The organism is Enterobacter quasimori, from assembly GCF_018597345.1.
Taxonomy (GTDB): domain Bacteria; phylum Pseudomonadota; class Gammaproteobacteria; order Enterobacterales; family Enterobacteriaceae; genus Enterobacter; species Enterobacter mori.
The window spans coordinates 183826-208567 of the sequence record NZ_JAHEVU010000006.1; the positions used below are offsets into that span (position 1 = coordinate 183826).

Sequence of the window (24742 nt, forward strand, 5' to 3'; positions counted from 1 at the left end):
AGGGAAGCGGGCAGTTCAGAGCGTCGTTATCACCGTTTCGAGCGTATCCATCGGCACCGGACGAGAGAGGAAGTAGCCCTGCGCGGCGGCGGCAGGAGAGTTTTGCACATCACGCCACTCTTCCAGCGTTTCTACGCCTTCAACAATCACGCCCTGGCAATAGCGATTCATCAGCTGCAGCAGCAGCGTGAACAGGTTTCGACCTTCCTGCGTCTGGCGCAGCATGATGAACAGGTCGCGGGCCACTTTGATGTAGTCGTAACGAACTTCGCTTAGGGCCGAGAAGTTCGCCATACCGGTGCCGAAGTCATCCAGCCACAGCGGGCCAAACTCGCACATGGAGGCAAACGAGGAGTCCTGCGGCAGGCGGACGTGCTCCACCAGTTCAAAACGCATCCATGGCAGGGAGGCAATCAGCGCCTGCAATTTCTCGTTCTGGCGCAATGCCAGCAGGGTTGGACCGTCGACGTTGACCGACGCAAGGATACCGTGCCGGGCGAAAAATGCCTGCTTCGTTGCCAGCATCCGGAGTTGTTCTTCCAGCACATCCAGGCGCTGGCGAACCGCCACCTCCGCAAAATAGCGGTCAGGCGCAATGCGCTGTGAAGGATTCGATGGGTGTGTAACGACCGTTAAAATCTCAATCGCCATCAGCCGACCATCGGTGCGATAGATAGGTTGATAGGTGTACGCTCGATCACATTGCAGCCAGTAGCGATGCTCCTGCAAGTTCTCAATACTTGCCTCTGGCGTAGTGTTCAGCCGCTGGATAACCTGCTCTGACTTCATTTCAGATGTCCTGTTTTATGGGATGACCTTTTGGACTCGTCACTGGGTTATCGGCGCGCTAATTGAGAACTTTATGTTCAATTCGTCGGGAAAATGAAATTAAGATGACAGAAATTTGCAGGAACACGCGCTGGCTCAAAAAAAATATTGGAACGTCGTTTTAATATGGTTGACCACAAAATTCACTCAACGCACACTACCGTAAATTACTCTGTTCAGGTTCACGACTATGTCCAAAAAAATTGCCGTGATTGGCGAATGCATGATTGAGCTGTCCCAAAAAGGCGAGGAAGTCAGCCGCGGTTTTGGTGGCGATACATTAAACACATCTGTTTATATTGCCCGTCAGGTGGCTCCTGACGCACTGAGCGTGAACTACGTTACCGCGCTTGGGACGGACAGCTTCAGCGAGCAGATGCTGGCGTCCTGGCAGGGTGAGAATGTCCAGACGTCACTGATCCAGCGCATGGAAAACCGCCTGCCGGGCCTGTACTACATCGAAACTGACAGCACCGGCGAGCGCACTTTCTACTACTGGCGTAATGAAGCCGCTGCCAAATTCTGGCTGGAAAGCGATGCCGCCGGCGCCATCTGCGAAGAGCTGGCAACCTTTGACTACCTCTATCTGAGCGGGATCAGCCTGGCGATCCTGAGCCCGGAAAGCCGGGAAAAGCTGCTGTCTCTGCTGCGCGAATGCCGCGCCAACGGCGGCAAGGTGATCTTCGATAATAACTATCGCCCTCGCCTGTGGGCCAGCCGCGAAGAGACGCAGCAGGTTTATCAGCAGATGCTCGAATGCACCGACATCGCATTCCTGACCCTGGATGACGAAGACGCGCTATGGGGTGAGAAGCCCGTGGATGAGGTTATCTCCCGCACTCAGACCGCTGGCGTGAGCGAAGTGGTGATTAAACGCGGTGCGGATTCATGCCTGGTCGCCATCGCGGGCGAAGCGGTGGTTGAGGTGCCTGCGGTGAAGCTGGCGAAAGAGAAAGTGATTGATACGACCGCGGCGGGAGATTCTTTCAGCGCGGGGTATCTGGCGGTACGCCTGACGGGTGGGACACCTGAAGCGGCGGCACAGCGCGGTCACCAGACGGCGAGTACCGTGATTCAGTATCGCGGGGCGATTATTCCACGTGAGGCGATGCCTGCTTAAGATAAGAACTGTGCGGGCTGCTGCCCTCACCCTAACCCTCTCCCACAGGGAGAGGGAATTCAGGTTTACAGGATATTACTGACCCTGCGGAATATCCGTTGCGTCCTGATGTAAATCATCCGCCGATGCCGCCTGTGCAGGCTGCGCTTCAGGCGCCATGATCGCATCCCAGGTCGCTTTCAGATCCTTCATGTTATATTCCGGCTCGCCTTGCGGCTGCAGCAGAATCAACGCCATATCCTGCGATAGCTGCTGACGCAAATCCTGATTTAACATCTCGACGGTCAGACCGCTGAGGAAATCCTGGCGCAGCTTTTGATACTGCTCCGGCGCGATATCGACCACCTGGTTTTGCAGGGAGCGAATACGCTGGCTGATCAGGATATCGGTATCGGCGCGAGCATAGGTGGCAAACAGTTTCTGCAGCTCAAGTGATTTCTGCGCCACCAGCGCGTTGAACTCCTCTTCAGAGAGCCCCTCTTTACGCACTTTTGCCAGCTCTTTCGCCACCACGCCCAGGTTCGTATTCAGCTTATCGCCCGGCGACTCAACGTTAATGGCGCACTGCGCACGCTGGAACAACACGCGGCAGTCAAAGCCCAGACCAATATTCTTCACGTTGTTTTTACTGAGCGTTTGCTGAACGTGCCAGAACAGCGCCTCACGCGCCAGGTCTGCACGCCAGTAGCGCAGCAGCGCGGCGGATTCGCGAATAGGCTGCCAGGCGGTGTCCCACATCATAGAGAGACGATCCTGACGCACGGTGTCCGTCATGATGCTGACAGATTCAGGACGCAACGGTGAAAGGGTCGGTACGGGCGCAGGCGTTTCACGCTTGCCTTTAAGCTCACCAAATACTTTGTTGATTTGCTCAACGACCGCACGGCTATCCACATTACCGACCACGATCAGGGTCATCGCATCCGGGGTGTACCATTTCTGGTAGAACGATTTGACCTGTTCGGCATCCACAGGCTGCTTCAGCGGCTCTGCCGGATCGTGACCGAGCAGCGTTGACCCTTTCAGGCGGTAGCGCCACCAGCCTTCTTTAGTATCGGCAGGCCAGGTCGCCACCATGTCACTGTTGCTGAGTGCATAGTTGACGGTTTCTGGCGTTACCGACAGGTTACCGGTGGCGTCGGAGAGATAGGTCAGCGCTTCTTTCAGCAGGTCGTTACGGTTATTCGGCAGACTCAGGTTAAACATGGTGTAGTCGTATGACACAACCGCAGGGGGCAGAGGACGTTTCGGGTCGATGGCCTGTTGCCAGAGCGAACGCACCTGTACCGCCTGCAAACTGCCGCTCTGGGTGAGCGCCAGTCGAGGAATAAAGTGGCTGAAGCCAGTCTGCTGGGTGCTTTCAGTGAGGGAACCCGTATTCACCGACAAACGAATTTCAATACGATCGCTGGGACGCTGCGGGGTCGCTAACAACTGCCACTGAAAACCATTCGCCAGGGTCCCTTGTTGCCAGGCCGGGTCTGGCTGGAGCGCATCTGCCTGCACATAACTGGCTGCTGCCATCATCAGCAAACCGCCGGTTAAGAGTCGAATTTTTGTGCCCTGCATGTGAACCCCTGATCAACATTCCTGGTTAAAAAGAGTGTCTCGTGACGTGAGCACTCTAAAGATGACGATGAAAACACTCCGATTAGACCGCGTGTTAAGCCAAACGTCACGGAGGGAAGTGAAATATACCCAAAAAAAATCTTGTCGAAGTATGACAGGTATGAAGCATTATTATGCGCAGGAGCCCGCATCCCGACAAGGGAATGCGGGCAATTATGACGTGATTAAGAGGATAAACCTGCTGATTTGCTGTCAGTTGGGCGATTATTTAACGTATCGGTGAGCTTTTTGTGATCCAGCTCTTTCACCCATTTCGCCACCACCACCGTGGCCACACCGTTACCCACCAGGTTGGTTAAGGCGCGCGCTTCAGACATAAAGCGGTCAATACCCAGGATCAGCGCCAGGCCAGCCACCGGCAGGTGTCCCACCGCTGAAATGGTCGCCGCCAGCACAATGAACCCACTTCCGGTAACACCCGCCGCCCCTTTCGAGGAGAGCAGGAGCACCACCAGCAGGGTGATTTGATGGAAGATATCCATATGGCTGTTGGTCGCCTGGGCGATAAACACCGCGGCCATCGTCAGGTATATCGAGGTGCCGTCCAGGTTAAAGGAGTAGCCCGTCGGGATCACCAGCCCCACCACCGACTTCCGGCAGCCCAGTTTTTCCATCTTATCGAGCATACGCGGCAGCGCCGACTCAGAGGACGAGGTGCCCAGAACAATCAGTAACTCTTCGCGGATGTAGCGGATGAACTTGAAGATGCTGAATCCCGCCGCACGGGCGATTGAGCCCAGCACCACCACCACAAACAGAATACAGGTGATGTAGAAGCAGATAATCAGCTGACCCAGCTGTACCAGCGTGCCGACGCCGTATTTACCGATGGTAAACGCCATCGCGCCGAAGGCACCGATCGGGGCCAGACGCATGATCATGTTGATGATGCCGAAGATGACCTGCGAGAAGCTTTCAATGACGTTGAAGATGAGCTGGCCTTTGCTGCCCAGACGGTGCAGGGCGAAGCCAAACATCACGGCAAACAGCAGCACCTGCAGGATATTGCCACTGGCGAATGCGCCGATCACGCTGCTCGGAATCACGTCGAGCAGGAAGGCGACAACCCCCTGATCTTTCGCTTGCTCGGCGTAAACGGCGACCGCCTTCGCATCGAGCGTGGCCGGGTCAACGTTCATTCCCGCGCCAGGCTGAACGACGTTAACAATGATCAGGCCGATAATCAGGGCAAGCGTACTGACCACTTCGAAATAGAGAAGTGCCACTGCACCGGTACGTCCGACCGCCTTCATGCTTTCCATGCCAGCGATACCCGTGACTACCGTACAGAAGATGACCGGGGCAATGACCATTTTGATGAGCTTCACGAATGCGTCGCCAAGCGGCTTCATTTGTGCGCCCAGTTCAGGGTAGTAGTGGCCAAGCAGAATACCGACTGCGATGGCTGTCAGGACCTGAAAGTAAAGGCTTTTGAAGATTGAGGTTTTCATAGGGTGTCCTTGGGAAGAAAAACCACAGGCTTTTTAAGGTTATGGTTAACCTGCGGCTCTAAAATAACACCCGCATAACAGGACAGAAATAAACCAGGTTCAAATTTGAAACACAAATGTTAAGAACTTTGAGCTGGCTCGCACAAGCCAGCAACAAAATTACACTTTTGCGTTATTGCCCACGTCGGCAAGGTAGCTTTTTTCGAAGATATCCGACGGCACGGCACGGCCAAATAAGAAGCCCTGGCCGCCCTCCACACCCGCTTTAGCCAGCCAGTCGCGCTGGTCTTCATTTTCGATACCTTCAGCAATCACATGCAGGTTGAGACTGCGCGCCATCTGGATAATGGCCTCGACCATACTGCTGTCTTCCGGTAGCCCATCGACAAAGGTTTTGTCGATTTTCAGCACGTCGACCGGCAGCGTTTTCATATGCTGAAGCTGCCGCAGTCCGGCGTAGCCCATACCGAAATCGTCCAGCGCGATGCGAACACCCGCGTTACGCAGCGGTTTCAGGATCGCCACGGCTTCGTTCGGGTCGTCAATACGACGGCTCTCCGTCACTTCCAGAATCAGCGTGTCCGGCTGGATGCGATAGCGGTGGATCAGCTCCAGCAGCTCCGACACCATGGTCGGGTGCATCAGCTGTAAAGCGGAGAGGTTTACCGACAGCGGCAGGGTGATGCCCCGCTCCTGCCAGGCCGCAAGCTGGCGGCAGGACTCTTCCAGCACCCAGTACCCCACGCTGACCATCAGGCCACAGGACTCAATCCGGTCAATCAGCCCCTCAGGCAGCTCCCACGAGCCATCCGGCTGCTGCATACGCAGCAGCGCTTCGGCACTGTTCACTTCACCGGTGAGTAAATTGACCTGCGGCTGCAGCCAGATGGCAAACTGCCGGTTGTCCAGCGCAGTCAGTATGTCGCTCTCTTCGGTCAGACGCTGCTGCGCCTTTTCCATCTGCTCCGGGTCGAAGAACTGGATCTGATTCTTCCCTTTGCGTCGCGCGGTAAAGGCCGCCGAGAATGCGCGACGGTAAAGCTGCTCTGCCGTCAGGTCGCCGTAGAACATCGCAATCCCGATACTGGCGCTCGGACGAAGCTGGATCCCCTGAATCGGTAACCGCTCATTAATGACAGTGAGCACTTGCTGACCTAGCGTAATAGCATGCCACGGCTCTTTCACCCCATGCGCGATGATCACCAGGTCATAGCCGCTAACCTGAGTCAGCACCATGCGCGGGGCAAGCACCGATTTCACCTTTTCCACCAGCGTCAGGAGCAGCATTTCACGCTGGCTCTCCTTGAGCACGCCCGCCGTATCCTGCAAGGTTTCGCAGGCGACCACCATCAGCGCGGTGGTCTGTTGGCGGGCAACCGTCTGCTCCAGCATCGCCATCAGGAAGGCTTTATTGGGCAGATCCGACACCGGGAAACGGGTGGCACTGATATTGAGTTCATCCTGCTGGCGCATAATGCGCTGTTGATTGATGTTGTAGCTGCGCACCAGCATGCCGATTTCATCGTCATGATGCAGACGCGGCAGCGCAATCTGGTGGCCTATCTGCTCCTGCGGCGGGAGGTCGTTCAGCTCTCTGGCGATGCGGCGCAACGGATGCACAATCAGACGGTTAATACACCAGGTGAGCGCGACGCTCAAAATAAGCGTTAAAAGTAAGTAAGCAGTCACCAACGTCGCAACCCAGCTCATGACAAACTTATACATGCGATAGGAGTCTGACTGAAGGACAAGGTAGGCTAACGGCTGAGGGTTAGCCGGACGTTCCAGTGAATAGATGGGCAGAGAGATTTGCACCGGTAGCTCAAACATGCGCATGACCATGACCGGGACGGGGCGTTCAGGAATGAAGCGCATCCGTAACGCCTGAAACTGATTAGGCAGAACGACATCCGCGCGGCTGACAATACCCGCAGGCTGGATGCGTTTTAAAATGGTTTCCGCGTCGGGAATGTCCCCTTTCAGGATCGCGGCCGACAGCGGCTCACGCACCTCACGGGCAATACTTTCGAGTTGCGAAGCCGTGTTGTAGCGATTCTGCTGTACGGCATGAAACAGCAAAATAACGCTGAAGAGAAAGACAAACAGCATCGTGACGGCTGAAACCATCGCCATCTGTTTGATCGTTAAAGAACGGCTAACACGCAAAATGACTCTCCACAGAACTCGAAGCGCAGGGCGCACCAGGGAGTGAACCTGGTGCGCCTGAGTATACCCGATTGCTGCACTTTTAAGAGAGACTTACAATTGGATTAAGTTAAATCCGATTACCAGTCGGCGTAAGGGACCAGCGGCTCTGGCGGCAGGTCCATATCGCCCTGCCAGCCTGCAGCAGAATAACGCACGTAGAGCAGCGCATGGCTCGGGGTATAGTCTTTTGCTTCCTGAATATCCACGCCCAGACCGACAAACCAGTTGGAGGTCACGCGGCGCTCGATAATCGCCCTCGCGGTATAACCTGTACCGGAGGAGCTGCTACCGGTTTCCATTTCGCCTCTGTCGGTATAACGGCCAGGCTCATCGGTTGGGATCAGACCCTGTTTCGGATAACGCAACTCATCTTTCGTCTTCGAATGCGACCAGGAGACCGAACCGCCCAGCTCCCATGACCAGTTCTCAGTACGCTTACGCCAGGTGACGGGCAACGCAAAGGAGACATACTCCTGCGGGCTGTAGTAGCCCCCCTGTCCCAGCGTGTAGCCGCTGAGATCTTTGTCGTAATGCCAAAGCATGTTAGAGACACCGACCGTCAGACGTTCGTTGTTCTCGTTGATCAGCTTGTAGTAATAGCCGGTCATCCAGCGGATGCGCCAGTTATCTTCCACATTTTTACCGGTCAGGCTGTCCATGTTCAGGCTCGACCAGACACCGTTCGCCTCGCCTTTGTCATAGCTTAGGCTCACACCGCCACCGGTCGAACGGACGCCGCCCCAGGTGGTGTTGGTATTGGTATCTTTTTGCCCGGCGAAGGCCAGCACAGAGCTGGAGATAGGACGACGATACGCGTTCAGGGTGTAGCCAATCGGCCCCAGGTCACTGCTATAGCTCACGCCACCGACCACATCCACCACGTCGAAGCCCATTGGCGTCGTACCCAGATCCCACGCCCAGGTTTTATTCTGCCAGCCAACGGCCACGCTAGCGCCGTTCGCCGACTGGTTCGTATTGCCGCTACACGGCGTTTCGGCGCAGGTACCCCATTTCGGATCGTAGGTGCCGTTATTGGTGGCAAACGAGCCAGCGTCCATATTGACCAGATCGCTTCGGAAGAACATGCGTCCATCCGACAAGGGCGCGTCGACCTGCAGCATCGTGGTGTGCGCTTTCAGGTCGGAATAGCCACCGGTGCCGCTGGAGCCCCAGTAGTCATGTTGCAGCGTGACGTTCACATCCTGCTGGCGATACAAATCACCGGCATCGCTGCGCACGCCGCGCTTCAGCCAGTCGTCTTTTTCATCATTTCGCGTCAGGCGGGTGAAGCTGTCGTTATCCGCCGGGCGCGTTGACGTGATGCCGGACGACACCATCGCGTCTTTATAGGTTTCCAGCGCCTGCTGCGGCTGGCCGTTCTGGGCCTGGAATCGTGCCGCATCACGCAGCACCAGCGCATTGTCCATCGATGCGGGCTGCGATTTGGCCTGAGGGATAATCTTGCTAAAGGTTTGCTCTGCGGCGGCGGAATCGCCCAGGCCAGCCTGCGCCATGGCGATCCGACGTTGCATATTGAGCGACGGCGGTTGACCATTTTGCGCGGCAGGCAGTTTTGCCAGCTCGGCACGCGCCGCGTCTTTATCACCTTGCGCGATATAAACTTCGGTCAGTCCGAGGATCGCATCTTCGTTTTGCGGCTCACGCTGGAGCACTGTGCTGTAGGCCGCTTTCGCGGCGTTATGATCGCCACGCTGTTCTGCCCAGTCCGCCAGCGTTAAATCGATACGCGTGGACGCCGGCTGCTGACGAAGCAGATCTTCAGCCTCCTGCGCTTTCCCGCCGTCACGCAGGCGGTTAGCGGTTTCCAGCACCTGATTGCTCTGCAGTCGGTCAGCCAGCTCCTGAATATTGCCGTTCCACTTGTCGCGCGGCAGGGTATCCAGATGCGCCAGCGCGGCGCGATCCTGATCGTTACCCGACAAATACAGCCCGTTGGCGTAGACCTGATCCGGATCGCCCGGCTTCTGGCCTGCCAGCTGGCGCATGAGGGTATCCGCCTGACTGCGCTGACCCGCGCTGTAGAGATCGCGCGACAGACGGTAGGTGATCCACACGTCTCCCGGCGAGAGCGCAAGGCGTCGACGCTGAATTTCTGCGGCCTGGGCGTATTGTCCCTGGTTTTCCAGCTGCTCTGCCTGCGCGGAGAGCTGCTCGTTGGTCAGGCTACGTTCAATATCATCTATGCTGCGACGCTGGCTGGCCGAGAGTGACTGAATAAACTGCGTCGCCTTCTCCGGCGACTGCGCGCGATATACATTGGCGAGGCCGCGCACCGCATTACTGTTGCCGCTGTCCATGCGTAGCGCCTGACGATAATACCGCTCCGCGGCGTCGTTATCTTTGCGCGCGGCGGCGACATCGCCCAGCCCCAACACCGCATAGCTGTCGGTATTATCGATATTGCGCGCCTGCTGGAAATAGCGCTCCGCCTGGGCAGTATTGTTAGCTTTCAGCGCCGCATCACCCTGCTGGATCAGCAGCCAGTAGCGGTTAACCTTCAGCAGGCTGTCCCACTTGCCCCGATTATCGCTCTGCGGATCGAGGGCAATTGCCTTTTCAAACTGCGCCACCGCGCGGGCGCGGTCACCTTTTTGTGAATAGGCCTGGCCCAGCGCGCCCACGGCTTCGCTGTCGGCATGGTTGGCGCTGACCGCTTTTTGCAGTTCTGCCACCGCTTTACCGCCCTGCCCGGCATCCACTGCGGCCAGCCCTTCGGCTTTCGCGCGGAACGTCGGGTCGGCAAGTTGTTTTTGCTGTGCATCAAGCTGGACCCGCGCCGCCGTCACGTTGTCGCCATCGCTAAACACCGTGAGGTATTTCTTCAGCGCGCTGACGCTGGCACTGCTGGCAGGCTGATCCTTAATTTGCTGATACCACATATCAGATGCCTGATTGCGGCCATTGTTGGATTTCGCCATCTCCTGCAACACCGCAAAACCTTCATCGCGGCGTCCGCTCTGGAACAGGAGTTGCGCCAGCGCAGCCTGCTGCTGCGTATTGCCCGGATGACTGGCATTAATCTTTTTCAGCTGATTAATGGCGGCATTACGTCTGGCGGGCTCTTTGGCTACAAGCGTCCAGTATTCTGCTGCCAGGTCACCATCCGGCGGATCGCCAGCAAACAGTTTGTCATAGGCGGCAATGGCTTCCTGCGTATGGCCTGTCGTCGCCAACAGGCGAGCCTGCTGCAAGGCCTGACGGCCATCCGGCGTGGAGAGCAGCATCGTATTGCGGGACGTTTTGTATGCGCTGGAGCTCGGCGCCATGCCTTTCAGGCGGTCCAGCTCTTTTTGCGCACCCGCGTTATCTCCCTGACGTAAGAGATAACGGAAACGTGCGGCAATCACGTCCGGGTTATTCGGGTCGATCAGCTCCAGGCGGTAAAGCGACTGGCGAACCAAATCCTCACGCTGCGTCGATTCGCCCAGACGAACCTGCTCCAGCAACTGTTGCTGCTGGGTGGAATTGGCGGCCCCGGCCATTGGCATCAGTGCCAGGCCAAGCGATAAACTGAGTAGATTTATTGTGAACTTGCGCATTCCTGGCCCCAATCCGGTATTAATTCACCCTGTGTGGTGAAGCGAAAACGATGCTGATCCCACCCTTGCCCAAAGAGGGTCAGTACATAGCTGTAATAGGCATTATTATCAGGAAAACGATCGGCGACGCGCTGTCGTTGCACTGCCTGCGCGTCCCGATTCTGTAAAAAAGGTAGCAGAGAGGCAGAAAAACCGACCGGGCCTTTATCCGTCCGTTTACCGGTTGCCACGTCTACTTTCTCCGGCGGAACGCCCTGCTTTGCCGTCACCGTCGCCATTGGCTTAAAGCGCGCCAGCAGCCGGGCCTTCTGCGGGTCTTTATCATTCATCATGCCCACCCAGAGATAAACGCGGATGGCGTCGTAGCTGCCCACCAGCGATTTATCCTGACGGAGCTGCCAGCCTCTGTTTTTCTGGTACTGCACCCAGTTCGGGGAGAAGCCTTTCGGTGCCGTCTCCAGCAATAAACGCAGATTGGTTTCACGAAGCGTGGTCCACGGCGTACCAAATCGGGTGAAATAGTTCGCTAGCTGTGGCGGGAGGTAGCTGGGGTTAAAGCGCCAGGCGTTCTCTTCGGCAAATCCGGTTTTACCCGGCAGCAGCATGAAGCCCAGACCCGGCACTTTCACCACTTCCTCGCTGACGATGCGTTTAAGCAGCACCTTGCCCGTGCGGGTGTAGTCCTGATTTTTCCACAGCCGCCCCGCTTCCAGCAGCGACCAGGCAATCCAGATATCGGCATCGGAGGCGGAGTTTGGGTCGATAACCGCCCAGGTCTCTTTGTCCTTTTGCCCCCACAGCCAGGCAGGCAGGTTGGTCGCTAAATCGCCCCCGGCGAGATTATCGCGCGTCCACGCCAGCAGCAGATCGAACGCTTTGCGATCGTTTGCGGCCAGGGCAAAGAACAGCGCGTAGCTTTGCCCTTCAGAGGTGGTAATTTTTCGCGCGTCACTGGGATCGATAACGCGCCCGCTTTCGCTGATGTAGTCCTGTTTAAACTGCTCCCAGGCAGGCCAGCTACAGGCGGCGCGTAGATTCGTCGCCGCCAGCATCAACACGGCGAATACACACCAGCGAACGCCTTTCATCACAGCTTACTCACGATCCGGATTCAAACGACGACGGCTGATGATACGCAGCAGACGCCACAGCACCCATGCCAGCAATATCACACTCACTGCAGCCAGAATCGCCAGCAGGACCGGATGATTGGACAAGGCATACCACAGACGTTCGAACCACGGCAGATGACCGACATAATAGACATCGCCGACACGCAGGCTGTTGACGCCCGCCTCACGGATAACGGAGACAGAACCAAACATCGCGGCCCGTTTACCGCTGTCGTTCATGGCCGAATTTAATAGCTCATACCCGCGAGGGCTGTCTGCCAGCAGGGCGATCACGCTGCGCTGGTCGTTATACGGTGACTGGAAGCCCACGATTGCCGCCATCGGGCCCGTTGAGCTTACGCTGGTTTTAACGCTGGCCTGGCGGTCACCGCTGTCCGGCATAATGCTTGGAAACTCGGTCTGGCGCAGCGGCGTGTTAACCCACGCCTGGGCAGCCTGCACCAGCAGATCGACGCGTTTATCATCCTTCAGCTTATCCGGAATGGTGCCAATGACCATGATATCGGCATCTTTGTTCTGGATTTGGCTGCCATCGTCGGTGAGCGAGACGTTGACGGCCGGTAAACCAGTTTGCGACCCAACGGTCCCCATCGTATTCAGCAGCGTCGACACCTGACCCTCATTTGGCGCTTTCGGCATCACAATAATCGACTCAGACAAATCGGCCATGCGGCTGAACGGGAAGCTGGCGTTGGCAAACGCACGCAGATCCGGCATCGCGATAAAGTGATAATACTTCGAGAAGTCGATAGTGGACTCATCGCCAATCACGACATGGTTCTGGACCGGCTGGAAGGTGATGCAGTTATCGACCGAACCGCCAGGCATCGGGTTCATATACTGGAAGTCGAAACGCAGCTGGTTTATCGCGCCAAGCTTCAGCGCCGGGATGGATACATCGGTTTTACCGTCCAGCAGCCCCTGCAGCACAGGCAGGCGGAGCATCAGGCGGTTGGTTTCCTGGTTGCTCGTCAGGCTGAATGATTGCAGGAACTGGTTGTTCAGGCTGATATCCATCCGCGAGCTGTCTTTGGTCGACGGCGCGGTGTAACGGTAGTTCAGGTTGATATCAATACCGTTGGTGCGCAGCAGATACAGATCGGGCGGCAGATTCATCGACAAACTGACAGGAGAAGGCTCAAGGCCGGTCGACTGCAGTTGCTCTTCGTATGTTTTCAGCTCGCCGAAGCTAATAGGGCGATCGGTACGCACCCAGTGAGGGGCATCGTAAGGCTTACGCGGCAGCAGCGGTTTCACCTCGTCCACCACAACGCTGTTTCCCCGGAAGAGAACATTCCCCTGCGCAATGCCTTTTGCCGCCTGCACCAGATCTTTCTCATCACGCCCGAAGACGACCAGCAGCTTCACATACGGATTGTCCGGGTGGTTGATCATTTCAATCGTCGGCGCTTTCACGTCCGGGTGTTCGCGCAGGAACGCCGGGCGTTTGGCGTTAGTGGCAAACACAATGGCGTTTTTGTCCGGTATTTTGTCGTACATGACCGGGAAGCTCTGACCGCGCCAGCCGGAGCGAGAGCCAAACCAGGAGGCCACGATGGTGGCGGCAAGCTGTTCCGTCACATCAGGCGCACCGGCAAAGACCATCGGCAGGTTTAACGGGCGATTGTCACGCGGGTCAAAGAACGGTACCGGGAAGGCGGAGAGATCGTTTTTCAACGCCAGCGGCTGATAGGTCAACTGCAGCGAGGAGTTACGACCAATATCCATCCACAGCGTGTTGCTGGCCGGGTTTTCACACACATCGCGATAGTGGCCGACGAATTCCAGACGGACACGGTTAAAGTCGGTGATGAACAGCGGGTTGATCGGCACCTGAGCCAGGGTTTTCTTACCCAGTTGCTCTTTGGTAACCGGCAAAACGTCCATCAGTTCATCGTTCAGATAGACCTTCAGCTGAGACTGAACGGGCAGCAGCGACGGTGACGGCGTGTATTCCAGATTCAGCACCGCATTCGATACCACTTCGTCGCTACGCATCCCAAACTCAACGCCGCCATTAGGATTGATGCCGCGCAGCACCATGCTGCCCGGCGGCGGGGCAATCTGGGCGAACGACAGCTTCACATCGCGCGACGGCACATTTTCAGCGACGACAGGCGCGCTGGCACCACGTACGCCTGGCATCACCTGCCCAACGACCTGGCTGTCGGCAGATAAGGTATTCCCCGCCGTCGGCTTATTCGGGACCACGTTTTCCGTTTGCCCCGGTGCAGCCGTGACAACAGGATCGGTCGCTTGCGCGACCACCGGAACCGTAGGGGCAGGCGTGGCCGCTGCGTTATCAGGCGCTGCGTAAGCCATTGTTGTAGGGAGCGCACTCATCCCCATTGCCACTGCACATAACCAGGAAAGTTTTGTTTTCATCGCGTTATCATCATTGTTGAGCCATAACCGGGTCTGCCTGCTTCGCTTCATCTCGCTCAGGTCGACGCGGAATGAACGACACGACCCAGGAAACCAGTGAAGTAAGTGACCGGAAAATTAATTTCACCGACGACGGGGCAAATTCTGCAAGGTGACGATAGCCACGGAACCCCAGCTTCAGAATATCCAGCAGGCTTTCCAGAGGTTTATCTTCCGGGAAGCTGTCCTGCCAGAGAGCCCACGTATCCGCGCGGGCAAACGTACACTGCACAAAATCAATATGTTGCTTTTTGGTCAGCGGCATCAGCTTCAGACCCACTTCATCACCCGCCACACGCGCAACCTGCGTTGGGAAGACATACTCCTGCTGTCCGCGCTTGAGCAGCAGATTGACCTTTTGCCCTTCCAACACTTTCGCCTGACCGTTGATTTTGATGCCCAAACCACCGTCAGAGAAGTCGTGCACGGTACAGGAGAAGAGGTGACCATCTTCACGGGCTATTGCTGCCGGCATGCTGATCTCAACGCGGTGGGCACGACGCACCTGTTTGCTCTCGACCGATACGGCTACCGCACCACCGAGGATAATCAGGTTGTAGAACACCCACGCCATACTCACGAATACCGTCAGGATCTCGTTTTCCGGGCCGTAGAAGTAACGCCAGATGCCTACGATGACGCCAACGATGTTGAGCAGGACCAGGAAGATATACGGACGGGAGATCACCCAGTCGACATACTCCTCTTCCACCAGCCCACCTTTCGCGGTGACGTTGAACTTGCCTTTGTGCGGGTTAATCAGCGCCACCATGGTTGGCGGGGCAATGTACCAGGCCAGCACGGTTTCGTAGATTTCACTCCAGAACGAATGGCGATATTTCCCCTGGATCTTCGAGTTCGTCAGGCTCGCGTGGATCATGTGCGGCAGAACAAACAGCGCGATCATCAGCGCCGGGGCATAGATGATATAAGCGTGAAGGAGCAGGAACGCCAGCGGCGCGGTCAGGAAGATCAGCCGCGGAATACCGGATAAGAAGTGGAACATGGCGTTGACGTAGCACAGGCGCTGCGCCAGCTTCAGCCCTTTACCCATCAATGGGTTATCGAGGCGGAAAATTTGCACCATGCCACGCGCCCAGCGAATACGCTGGCCGATATGCGCCGACAGCGATTCTGTCGCCAACCCTGCCGCCTGTGGAATGCGCATGTACGCGGAGGTATAGCCAAGGCGGTGTAAACGCAGCGAGGTGTGGGCATCTTCCGTCACCGTCTCAACGGCAATACCGCCAATCTCATCCAGCGGTTTGCGGCGGATAACGGCACAGGAGCCGCAGAAGAAGGTGGCGTCCCACATATCGTTTCCGTCCTGCACCAGGCCATAGAACAGCGTGCCTTCGTTCGGGGTTTTACGGAAACGACCGAGGTTGCGTTCAAACGGATCCGGTGAGAAGAAGTGGTGTGGCGTCTGCATCATCGCCAGCTCTTTCTCTTTCAGGAACCAGCCCATCGTCATCTGCAGGAACGAGCGCGTTGGCACGTGGTCGCAGTCAAAGATGGAGACGAACTCCCCGGTGGCATACTTCAGGGCGTTGTTAATGTTACCGGCCTTCGCGTGTTCATGGGTGGTACGGGCGATATACTCCACGCCGACCTCCTCCGCAAACTGGCGAAACTCGGCGCGGCCACCGTCATCCAGGATCCAAATTTTGAGCTTATCTTTCGGCCAGTCGATACCTAACGCGGCATAAATGGTGTTTTTCACCACCGTCAGGTCTTCGTTGTAAGTCGGGACAAAGAGATCGACCGATGGCCACTGGGTGGTGTCTTTTGGCAGCGGAACGGGCTGGCGGTTCAACGGCCAGATAACCTGGAAATAGCCCAGGACCAGCACAATCCACGCGTAAGTTTCAGCAAACAGCAGAACCAGACCGCACACCAGGCTGACCGGGTCATCCCAGTTCAGCGTTGATGTATAACGCCACCAGATATAGCGGCAGGAAACCGTCAATGACAGCACGATCAGCATCAGGGCGGAGAAGCGTCCCGGAATGCGCCGCACCAGCAGCGCCACGCCCCAGAGCAGGATCAGGAAGGTGAACTGTGCCAGCGGGTTGAACGGCTGCGTAATACAGACCAGTGCCAGAATGAGCGAGAACACCACAATGACGCCGAGGATAAAACGCCTGAAGCCCGGGTGCAGGTGCCCGAGCTCTTTATGATTATCCAGATGACTGGTTTTGTCGCCGACGCGGTCGGGAAGCCTGTCCAGCCACTGGTGATAGCGTTCACGTAAGTTCTGCACGCGATCGAAGCTGCGCCAGCGCGGCGTGGATTTTTCCACTCTGGCCGACGTCGCTGCCAGCCAGACGGCCTGAATCGCATAGCGTGCAGGATCGAGAGGCCTTGGACGATCGGGGTTAATGTGCGGATAGAGTTCACTGTGACGCGCACGAATACCCTGCCAGCGGGGGTGTTCGAGTGGAATAAATATCCAGGCCAGGATTAACCAAAAGCAACCGAGCGTGGCACTCAGCGACGACGCGCCGTGTCGACGATAGTGCCGGTAGCGCTCGCTTAAACGCGAACTGACCGGCGGGATAAGTAACCCGTTAGACAGGCGACTCATGCCGTACTCCCGGCTGATTCCGGTCTTTTCGCGAAATGCAATAAGCACCAGTTCGCCAGCGTCAGGATCTCTTCGGCTGCCAGCGAATCGCCCCGATATTCACCGAGCGGCTGCTTGGAGGCGAGACATTCCGCCATTCCCTCATCGCGATGGATAACAATCGGCAGCAGGCGACGCTGGCTTTGCAGCCAAACCTGGTAGAGATCGTCCTGGATCTGGCTGTTGATGCGAAGATCGTTAATCAGCAGATGGGCATTCGTCGGCAGCGGCTGCTGGTGCAGACGAATATGGCAATTCGCATCCACGTTCACGATAGAGAGGACATGGTCACATTGTGCGATAAGCTGGCGTGTCAGCGCGGCGGCGCCGTGCGGCAGATCCAGTAATATCCACTGATACTGCCCTTTTTCCTCCAGGCTCTTCAACGCGGTCGTGAATTGCGAAAGCAGGCGCTGATACGCGGCTTCATTCTCACGCTCAGCTTCAGTCAATTGACCATAAGGAAGTAAATCAAGCTGGGAGGTATAGCGCATACCCGCGTCACGCCAGTCTTTATCATCGAGCAGCGCGCGAGCCCAACCCTCGGTATGCGTAAAGTCGACGTTAAATGACATGCGCAGCAAATTGTCGGAGCAGGCATCAATAACCAGCACCGATTCGCCTAACAGCTGTAATGACCACGCCAGCGCCGCGGTAATGGATGTTGTACCTACACCACCACGGACGCCCTGTAATCCTAGTATGGCCATCAATGGCTCCCTTATTGTTGTTGGGCAAATTCAGCTAATAACGGCCAGCGTTTAATAGCCGCGGCCAACTGTTCCCGCTGGGAAATATCGGTGTAATCTATTTCGGGCAACGAGAAAGCCTGCGTCAGCGCCAGAAAATCGTTTTGAAATGTGTAACCCAGGCTTGAGTCTACAGGCGTTCCGGATTCGTTATTATGCATGATTAATTCATCCCTTAGCGTAAAATCACACGACCAGATGTAGTGAGGCGTCCTGCCCACGAAATTTCATTTACATGCTAAATCTGATGCTCTTTAATTTCAATGTTAGGTTTATTTCTACGCTTTCGCTAGTAAACTGAGATACAGATAAATTCGACGAAAAGAGGGATACCGTGGACTCCATATTTTCTATTGGCATCCAGTCATTATGGGACGAATTGCGCCACATGCCAGTCGGAGGAGTCTGGTGGATTAATACGGATCGCAACGAAGATGCCATAAGTCTGGTAAACCAGACGATCGCCGCACAGGATAAGGATTCCCGCGTGGCTGTCATTACGATGGGCGAAGAACCTAAAAATATCATCAGGCTCGAAAACGACCGTGGGCCACAGACCGTACGATTATTTTCCATGTCTTCGGAGGCGGATAGTCTATACTTTTTGCCCCGCGATATTCAGTGCTCGATTGATCCGGATCACTATTTCCTGATTCTAAAATGTTCGAATAACGCGCTGCAAAATATCCCCTCAGAAAAGCTGCTTCGCTCGCTGAACAGAATCAATAAGTGGGCAAAAAATCAAAACTGCACACTATTGGTTGTTAACCCCAGCAGTAATAACGATAAGCTTTTTTCACTGTTAATGGGCGAATATCGTTCTCTTTTCGGTCTGGCAAGTATCCATGACCAGACAGATAGCTATCTTTACGATATTGCGTTCTGGTGCAATGAAAAAGGGGTTAGCGCTCGTCAACAGCTCACCCTTAAACATATCGAGGGAGAGTGGCACCTCGCCCGGCAAGAAGAAACCGTGGTTCAGCCACGCAGCGATGAAAAACGCATCCTGAGCCACATTGCGGTATTAGAAGGTGCGCCTGCGCTCTCTGAAAATTGGTCACTGTTTGAAACTAACGAAGCGTTATTTAATGAAGCCCGCACGACGCAGGCCGCTACGATTGTTTTTTCTCTCATGCAGAATAACCAAATCGAAACGCTGGCGAGACACATTCACACATTACGCCGTCAGCGCGGCAGTGCGTTAAAAATCGTGGTGCGTGAAAATAATACCAGCCTGCGTGCCACTGACGAACGGCTGCTGCTGGGTTGCGGCGCAAATATGGTCATACCGTGGAATGCGCCGCTGTCGCGCTGCCTGACATTGATTGAGAGCATACAGGGGCAGCAGTTTAACCGCCATGTTCCGGAAGATATCAGCACCTTGCTCTCAATGACACAGCCAATGAAGCTGCGCGGTTTTCAAAAGTGGGATACCTTCTGTGATGCCGTCGGCAACATGATGAGTAATACGCTGCTGCCAGCAGACGGAAAAGGGGTCATGGTAGCCCTGCGTCCGGTGCCGGGTATTCGTGTTGAGCAGGCGCTCACGCTATGTCGCCCTAACCGCATCGGAGACATCATGACGATTGGCGATAACCGTCTGGTGCTGTTTTTATCCTTCTGCCGGGTAAACGATCTCGACACCGCGCTCAACCATATCTTCCCTCTGCCGACTGGCGATATTTTCTCTAACCGCATGATTTGGTTCGAAGATAATTTGATTAGTGCTGAACTGGTGCAAATGCGCGCCCTGACGCCTGAACAATGGGCGAAACCCTTACCTATGACAAACGATGTCAAACCGATCCTGAATGCGAAGCATGACGGGCATATCTGGCGGCGGATACCCGAACCACGACGCTTATTACCTGAGGGCGAGGAGAGCGCATCATTATGAATCTCAGCGATATCATTCAACTGATCGTACTGTGTGCGCTGATTTTTTTCCCGCTGGGCTACTATGCGCGCCATTCTCTGCGTCGTATTCGCGATACGGTCAGATTGATGTTTTTAAAACCCCGCTACATTAAACCCGCCGGAACACTGACACGCGCTCCGATCGTCAAGGCAGACCGAAAACATGACTAATTCTACCTATACCACGTCGGCACCCTCGCCGCTCTGGCAATACTGGCGCGGACTTTCCGGCTGGAATTTCTACTTTCTGGTGAAGTTTGGCCTGCTCTGGGCAGGCTATCTTAATTTCCACCCTCTGCCTAACCTGGTATTTATGGCATTCCTCCTGATGCCTATTCCCAATATCAGGCTGCATCGCTTGCGCCACTGGGTCGCTATCCCCATTGGGTTCGCGCTCTTCTGGCATGACACCTGGCTACCGGGCCCGGAAAGCATTATGAGCCAGGGCTCGCAGGTGGCAGGCTTCAGTACCGACTATATGCTTGATCTGGTTGAGCGCTTTATTAACTGGCAGATGATTGGCGCAGTGTTTGTGCTGCTGGTCGCCTGGCTGTTCCTGGCACAGTGGATCCGCGTGACGGTGTTTGTGGTCGCGATTATGGTCTGGTTAAACGTGCTGACGCTGGCAGGGCCGAGTTTCTCCCTGTGGCCAGCCGGTCAACCAACCACAACGGTCACCACCACCGGTGGCACGGCGGCCGCAACCGTCACGACGGCAGGCGATACGCCGGTGGTTGGCGATATTCCTGCGCAAACCGCCCCACCCACCTCCACCAATCTGAACGCGTGGCTCTCCAGTTTCTATACCGCTGAAGATAAGCGTCAGACCAAATTCCCTGATGCGCTCCCTGCCGACGCCCAGCCATTTGAACTGCTGGTGATCAACATCTGTTCTCTCTCCTGGGCAGATGTGGATGCAGCCGGATTAATGTCGCATCCGCTGTGGGCGCATTTCGATATTCAGTTTAAAGACTTCAACTCTGCGACCTCCTACAGCGGCCCGGCAGCGATTCGCCTGTTACGTGCAAGCTGCGGCCAACCTTCGCATAAAAACCTCTATCAGCCAGCCGGCAACCAGTGTTACCTGTTTGATAACCTCTCCAAACTGGGCTTTACGCAGCACCTGATGCTGGGTCATAACGGTCAGTTTGGTAACTTCCTGAAAGAGGTGCGTGAAGAAGGGGGGATGCAGGCACCGCTGATGGACCAAACGGGTCTGCCGGTCACCCTGCTGGGCTTCGATGGTTCTCCGGTTTATGACGATACTGCCGTGCTGCAGCGCTGGTTGCAGACCGTCAGCAAAGAAGAGGGTTCGCGTAGCGCAACATTCTTCAACACCCTGCCGCTTCACGATGGTAACCACTTCCCGGGCGTGAGCAAAACGGCGGATTACAAAGTTCGTGCGCAGAAATTCTTTGATGAACTGGATGCGTTCTTTACCGAGCTGGAAAAATCAGGCCGTAAAGTGATGGTCGTTGTGGTACCTGAACACGGCGGCGCGCTGAAAGGCGACAGGATGCAGGTATCCGGCCTGCGTGATATTCCAAGCCCGTCGATTACCAACGTCCCTGCCGGGATTAAATTCTTCGGGATGAAGGCCCCGCATCAGGGCGCGCCAATCGAAATCACTCAGCCAAGCAGTTATCTGGCGATTTCAGAACTCGTTGCCCGCGCGGTAGACGGTAAGCTGTTTGTTGAAGATAGCGTGAACTGGGATCGGCTCACCAGCGGTCTGCCACAAACGGCAGAGGTATCGGAGAACGCCAATGCGGTAGTGATCCAGTACCAGAACAAACCGTATGTTCGCCTGAACGGCGGCGACTGGGTACCGTATCCGCAGTAAAAGGCCTGGCCCTCTCCCCAACGGGGAGCGGGCCTTATTGTTCTGAGATCCAGACCAGCATTTTCAGGCTTGCCGAATAGTAATCATCATTTGCAGTGATGTCGGGCTCGCCGACCGTCTGCCCCATCGTTAAATCACGCACTGCCAGCAGACCGCCTGCCATCATGTAGGGGGCGTATTCATTCGTCGTGACGTTAACCCAAGCGGGTGTTTGTTCACGCGGAAACTGACCGAACCAGGCGCGCCACGGGGTGAGCAAGGGGCTTTTCGCGTTGGACCAGCTGATATACAGCGGAATGCGGATGGCATCATAGCTCATGCGGGGCGGCCAGGCGTTGGCGGGGGCCAGCGTCCCTTTCGTGTCCAGAGAGACCCAGTCGGTTGGCAGATTGGCTTTACCCGACCCCATTTTCTTCAGCAGCCGCTGTCCGTCCTGCGCGAGCTGACGCCATATTTGCAAATGGCTGCGATCGGCAAATGCCTGCCAGGCAGGAAACACGAAGTAGGAAGGATTAAGCACAACGTTATTGTCCAGCTTAAACCCTTGAGAGCCGGGCAACATCACGCGGTAGCCCGCATAGCGGATAACGTTATGGGCAAGCAGCGCTTTGGTAATGGCATCCGATGCCGTGCTGTAGCCTTTGTCATGCCAGCGCGCGTTCGCTTTTAACAGAGCCCAGGCAATGAGCACATCGCCATCGGAGGCATTGTTTTTGTCGGCAATCGGGTCTGCCTGAGCGGGGTTATAACGCCAGTAAAAAAGGCCGTTCTCTTTATTCTTCAGCGTGCTGTTGGTCCAGTGCCAGAGTTTATCAAAGGTCGCTTTATCATCGTTTGCCACCGCCATCAGCATGGCAAAACCCTGGCCTTCGGTATGGGAAACGTCACCGTTGCCGGTATCGACGATTCGCCCATCCGGCTTAAAGAAGCGCGCTTTGTAGCTCTCCCAGGCCTGGCCTGCCTGAGAGAAAGGAGTGAACAGCAAACTCATCATGACAGCCAGCGTGGCGCATGCGGGTTTTCGCATCATGAATACAATCCGGTTATTCAGCGCTGCGTAAGGAGATTTCCCCGCCCATCCAGGGTTTGATCGCGCCATCCTGTTCCAGGAGCAGCGCCCCCTGCGCATCAATTCCGCGAGAAATGCCGTAGATTTCTTTATCCCCAATCAGCAGTTTCACCGGGCGGTTGATAAAGTTATCCAGCTTTTCCCAGCGAGACAGGAACGATGCCAGCCCGTCTTGTTCAAAGAGCCTGAGTGAGCTTTGCAACTCTTTAATCATTCGCGCGGCCAGGATATTGCGGTCGATAGTGATACCCGCTTCCTGCAGGTTAGTCCAGGCCTGGTTCACCACATCGTTCTGTACATTACGCATCACCATGTTTAACCCGGCGCCAATGACGATCTGCGCGGCATCGCCGGTCTTTCCCGTCAGCTCAACCAGAATACCCGCCAGTTTTCGATCGTTCAGATAGAGATCGTTAGGCCATTTTACCCGCACCTTATCCGCGCCCAGATCGTGCAGGACTTCCGCCATCACAATCCCGATAACCAGGCTTAGCCCAACCGCCGCAGCCGGGCCCTGATCGAGTCGCCAGTACATGGACAGGTAGAGATTCGCACCAAACGGCGAGAACCACTTGCGTCCACGACGGCCGCGACCGGCCTGTTGATATTCAGCAACGCAGGCATCGCCGGATTTCAGTTCAGGCAGGCGATCCAGCAGGTACTGGTTAGTCGAGTCAATCACGGGCAGCACCGCAACATTGCCGTGTCCAATCTGGCTGCGGATCGCTTCTTCATTCAGCAATTGAATAGGCTCCGGCAGGCTGTAGCCTTTTCCGGGAACCGTGAACACATCAACGCCCCAGTCGCGGAGCGTCTGGATATGTTTATTAATGGCAGCACGGCTCATGCCCAACTGCTCACCCAGCTGCTCGCCAGAATGAAACTCACCGTCCGCAAGGATGCTAATCAGGGTTAAAGGGATCGTGTTGTCCTTCATGCGATAGTCTCCACGGCGTTGACTTCACCCGTACGGCCAATAAAGCGAACTTCAGGCTCCAGCCAGACGTTAAATTTATCACCCACACGCTGACGGACATGGTGCGCCAGCTTCACAACATCGTCGCTGGTCGCATTGTTTTGATTGATCAGCACCAGCGCCTGCTGGCGATGAACAGCAGCACCGCCCATCGTGGTGCCTTTTAATTCGCACTGGTCGATAAGCCAACCTGCAGCCAGCTTCACGCTACCGTCCGCCTGGGGATAATGCGGGGCCGCTGGCCAGCCGGTGAGGAACGTTTTCGCGTTTTCGCTGCTGATGACCGGATTTTTGAAGAAACTGCCCGCATTTCCGTTCACTTTAGGATCCGGGAGTTTGGTCATTCGCATATGGCAAACTGATTCAAACACGTCACGCGGGGTAACGGTGGCCGGATCGAGACGGGTGAGATCGCCGTAGGTAAGGACCGGGTTCCACTGCTTCGCCAGACGTAGACCAACGGCCACAATGACGAAACGATCCTGGTAGTCATGTTTGAAGATACTGTCACGATAGCCAAAGCGGCACTGTTCTGCGGTTAAACGTTGCGCATTTCCCGTTGCCAGTTCAATGCAGTCAACGTATTCACAGACGTGTTTCAGTTCAATGCCGTAGGCACCGATATTTTGAATGGGTGACGATCCAGCGCAGCCTGGGATCAACGCAAGATTTTCCAGGCCAGGCATCCCTTTTTCGAGGGTAAATTGCACCAGATGGTGCCAGTTTTCTCCGGCCCCCACGTGCAGATGCCAGCTCTCTGCGCTCTCTTTAACGTCGATTCCCATGATGCGGTTGACGATCACGGTCCCCGCAAAATCATCGAGAAACAGGACATTACTTCCTTCGCCCAGAATCAGTACAGGTTCACCGTTTTCCGTCGCGTTTTGCCATGCATTCAGCAGCTGCTGAGCATTATCGGCACGTACAATTTGTTTGGCATTACGTTGAATGCCAAAGGTATTCCAGGGCTTAAGGGAGTGGTTCATAGACGCTATCCTGATGCAAAAACGCGGATAGTTTACCGTATATACGGGGGGATAGGTGATTTGTTTATGGAAACGAGGGGTGTACAGAAACGCAAAAAGGCCATCCTTTCGGATGGCCTCTTCACTTGTTTGATGCCTGGCAGTTCCCTACTCTCACATGGGGAGACCCCACACTACCATCGGCGCTACGGCGTTTCACTTCTGAGTTCGGCATGGGGTCAGG

Annotated in this window: 17 protein-coding genes and 1 rRNA gene; 4 read left to right on the forward strand and 14 right to left on the reverse strand. The window is 55.7% G+C overall.

The features are described 5' to 3' along the window. Window positions 1-15 precede the first annotated feature (15 nt). Complete coding sequence (pdeH, locus tag KK102_RS20265) at window positions 16-789, reverse strand: cyclic-guanylate-specific phosphodiesterase (RefSeq protein ID WP_126545933.1); 774 nt, start codon at window positions 787-789, stop codon at window positions 16-18. Between the two features lie 229 nt (window positions 790-1018). On the opposite strand from pdeH, the gene kdgK reads away from it, so the two are divergent. Next, window positions 1019-1948: a 2-dehydro-3-deoxygluconokinase gene (kdgK, locus tag KK102_RS20270; RefSeq protein ID WP_126545934.1), complete on the forward strand. Its 930-nt coding sequence runs from the start codon at window positions 1019-1021 to the stop codon at window positions 1946-1948. Between the two features lie 75 nt (window positions 1949-2023). Here kdgK and KK102_RS20275 read toward each other — a convergent pair whose 3' ends face one another. From KK102_RS20275 to bcsR, 9 genes are all read right to left on the reverse strand, one after another. Continuing rightward, window positions 2024-3517, reverse strand: a complete 1494-nt coding sequence (locus KK102_RS20275) for a M16 family metallopeptidase (RefSeq protein ID WP_216358310.1) — start codon at window positions 3515-3517, stop codon at window positions 2024-2026. 224 nt (window positions 3518-3741) lie between these two features. Further along, window positions 3742-5028, reverse strand: a complete 1287-nt coding sequence (locus KK102_RS20280) for a dicarboxylate/amino acid:cation symporter (RefSeq protein WP_010426035.1) — start codon at window positions 5026-5028, stop codon at window positions 3742-3744. A 159-nt stretch (window positions 5029-5187) separates the two neighbouring features. Next, window positions 5188-7194 carry a biofilm formation regulator HmsP gene (hmsP, locus tag KK102_RS20285; protein ID WP_214594975.1) on the reverse strand — a complete coding sequence of 669 codons (2007 nt, stop codon included), beginning with the start codon at window positions 7192-7194 and terminating at the stop codon, window positions 5188-5190. A 119-nt stretch (window positions 7195-7313) separates the two neighbouring features. Further along, complete coding sequence (bcsC, locus tag KK102_RS20290) at window positions 7314-10796, reverse strand: cellulose synthase complex outer membrane protein BcsC (RefSeq protein WP_216358311.1); 3483 nt, start codon at window positions 10794-10796, stop codon at window positions 7314-7316. After that, on the reverse strand, window positions 10778-11884 hold the full coding sequence (gene bcsZ / locus KK102_RS20295; protein WP_216358320.1) for a cellulose synthase complex periplasmic endoglucanase BcsZ: 1107 nt from the start codon (window positions 11882-11884) through the stop codon (window positions 10778-10780). The genes bcsC and bcsZ overlap by 19 nt, the downstream gene beginning before the upstream one ends. Before the next feature lie 6 nt (window positions 11885-11890). Then, window positions 11891-14314, reverse strand: coding sequence for a cellulose biosynthesis cyclic di-GMP-binding regulatory protein BcsB (gene bcsB, locus KK102_RS20300; RefSeq protein WP_216358312.1), 2424 nt, complete (start codon window positions 14312-14314; stop codon window positions 11891-11893). Window positions 14315-14324: 10 nt separating this feature from the next. Next, complete coding sequence (bcsA, locus tag KK102_RS20305; protein WP_126545938.1) at window positions 14325-16940, reverse strand: UDP-forming cellulose synthase catalytic subunit; 2616 nt, start codon at window positions 16938-16940, stop codon at window positions 14325-14327. Further along, window positions 16937-17689, reverse strand: a complete 753-nt coding sequence (gene bcsQ, locus KK102_RS20310; RefSeq protein WP_216358313.1) for a cellulose biosynthesis protein BcsQ — start codon at window positions 17687-17689, stop codon at window positions 16937-16939. Before bcsQ ends, bcsA begins: the two co-directional genes overlap by 4 nt. Before the next feature lie 11 nt (window positions 17690-17700). Then, complete coding sequence (gene bcsR, locus KK102_RS20315) at window positions 17701-17889, reverse strand: cellulose biosynthesis protein BcsR (protein WP_010426045.1); 189 nt, start codon at window positions 17887-17889, stop codon at window positions 17701-17703. A gap of 173 nt (window positions 17890-18062) precedes the next feature. Between bcsR and bcsE the strand changes: the two genes are divergently transcribed. Genes bcsE through bcsG form a run of 3 tightly spaced genes read left to right on the forward strand, consistent with a single transcriptional unit; the run spans window position 18063 to window position 21488 of the window. Further along, window positions 18063-19625 carry a cellulose biosynthesis c-di-GMP-binding protein BcsE gene (bcsE, locus tag KK102_RS20320; RefSeq protein WP_216358314.1) on the forward strand — a complete coding sequence of 521 codons (1563 nt, stop codon included), beginning with the start codon at window positions 18063-18065 and terminating at the stop codon, window positions 19623-19625. Continuing rightward, window positions 19622-19816: a cellulose biosynthesis protein BcsF gene (gene bcsF, locus KK102_RS20325; protein ID WP_126545940.1), complete on the forward strand. Its 195-nt coding sequence runs from the start codon at window positions 19622-19624 to the stop codon at window positions 19814-19816. The genes bcsE and bcsF overlap by 4 nt, the downstream gene beginning before the upstream one ends. After that, window positions 19809-21488: a cellulose biosynthesis protein BcsG gene (bcsG, locus tag KK102_RS20330; protein ID WP_216358315.1), complete on the forward strand. Its 1680-nt coding sequence runs from the start codon at window positions 19809-19811 to the stop codon at window positions 21486-21488. Before bcsF ends, bcsG begins: the two co-directional genes overlap by 8 nt. 34 nt (window positions 21489-21522) lie before the next feature. Here bcsG and KK102_RS20335 read toward each other — a convergent pair whose 3' ends face one another. The 4 genes from KK102_RS20335 to rrf all read right to left on the reverse strand — a co-directional run. Beyond that, a complete protein-coding gene (locus KK102_RS20335; RefSeq protein WP_042713775.1) occupies window positions 21523-22515 on the reverse strand; it encodes a family 8 glycosyl hydrolase in 993 nt (330 codons plus the stop codon). A gap of 16 nt (window positions 22516-22531) precedes the next feature. Continuing rightward, window positions 22532-23494 carry a bifunctional biotin--[acetyl-CoA-carboxylase] ligase/biotin operon repressor BirA gene (birA, locus tag KK102_RS20340; protein ID WP_216358316.1) on the reverse strand — a complete coding sequence of 321 codons (963 nt, stop codon included), beginning with the start codon at window positions 23492-23494 and terminating at the stop codon, window positions 22532-22534. Beyond that, window positions 23491-24519, reverse strand: a complete 1029-nt coding sequence (gene murB, locus KK102_RS20345) for a UDP-N-acetylmuramate dehydrogenase (protein WP_126545942.1) — start codon at window positions 24517-24519, stop codon at window positions 23491-23493. Before murB ends, birA begins: the two co-directional genes overlap by 4 nt. Window positions 24520-24653: 134 nt before the next feature. After that, a 5S ribosomal RNA gene (gene rrf, locus KK102_RS20350) occupies window positions 24654-24742 on the reverse strand; the annotation flags it as partial.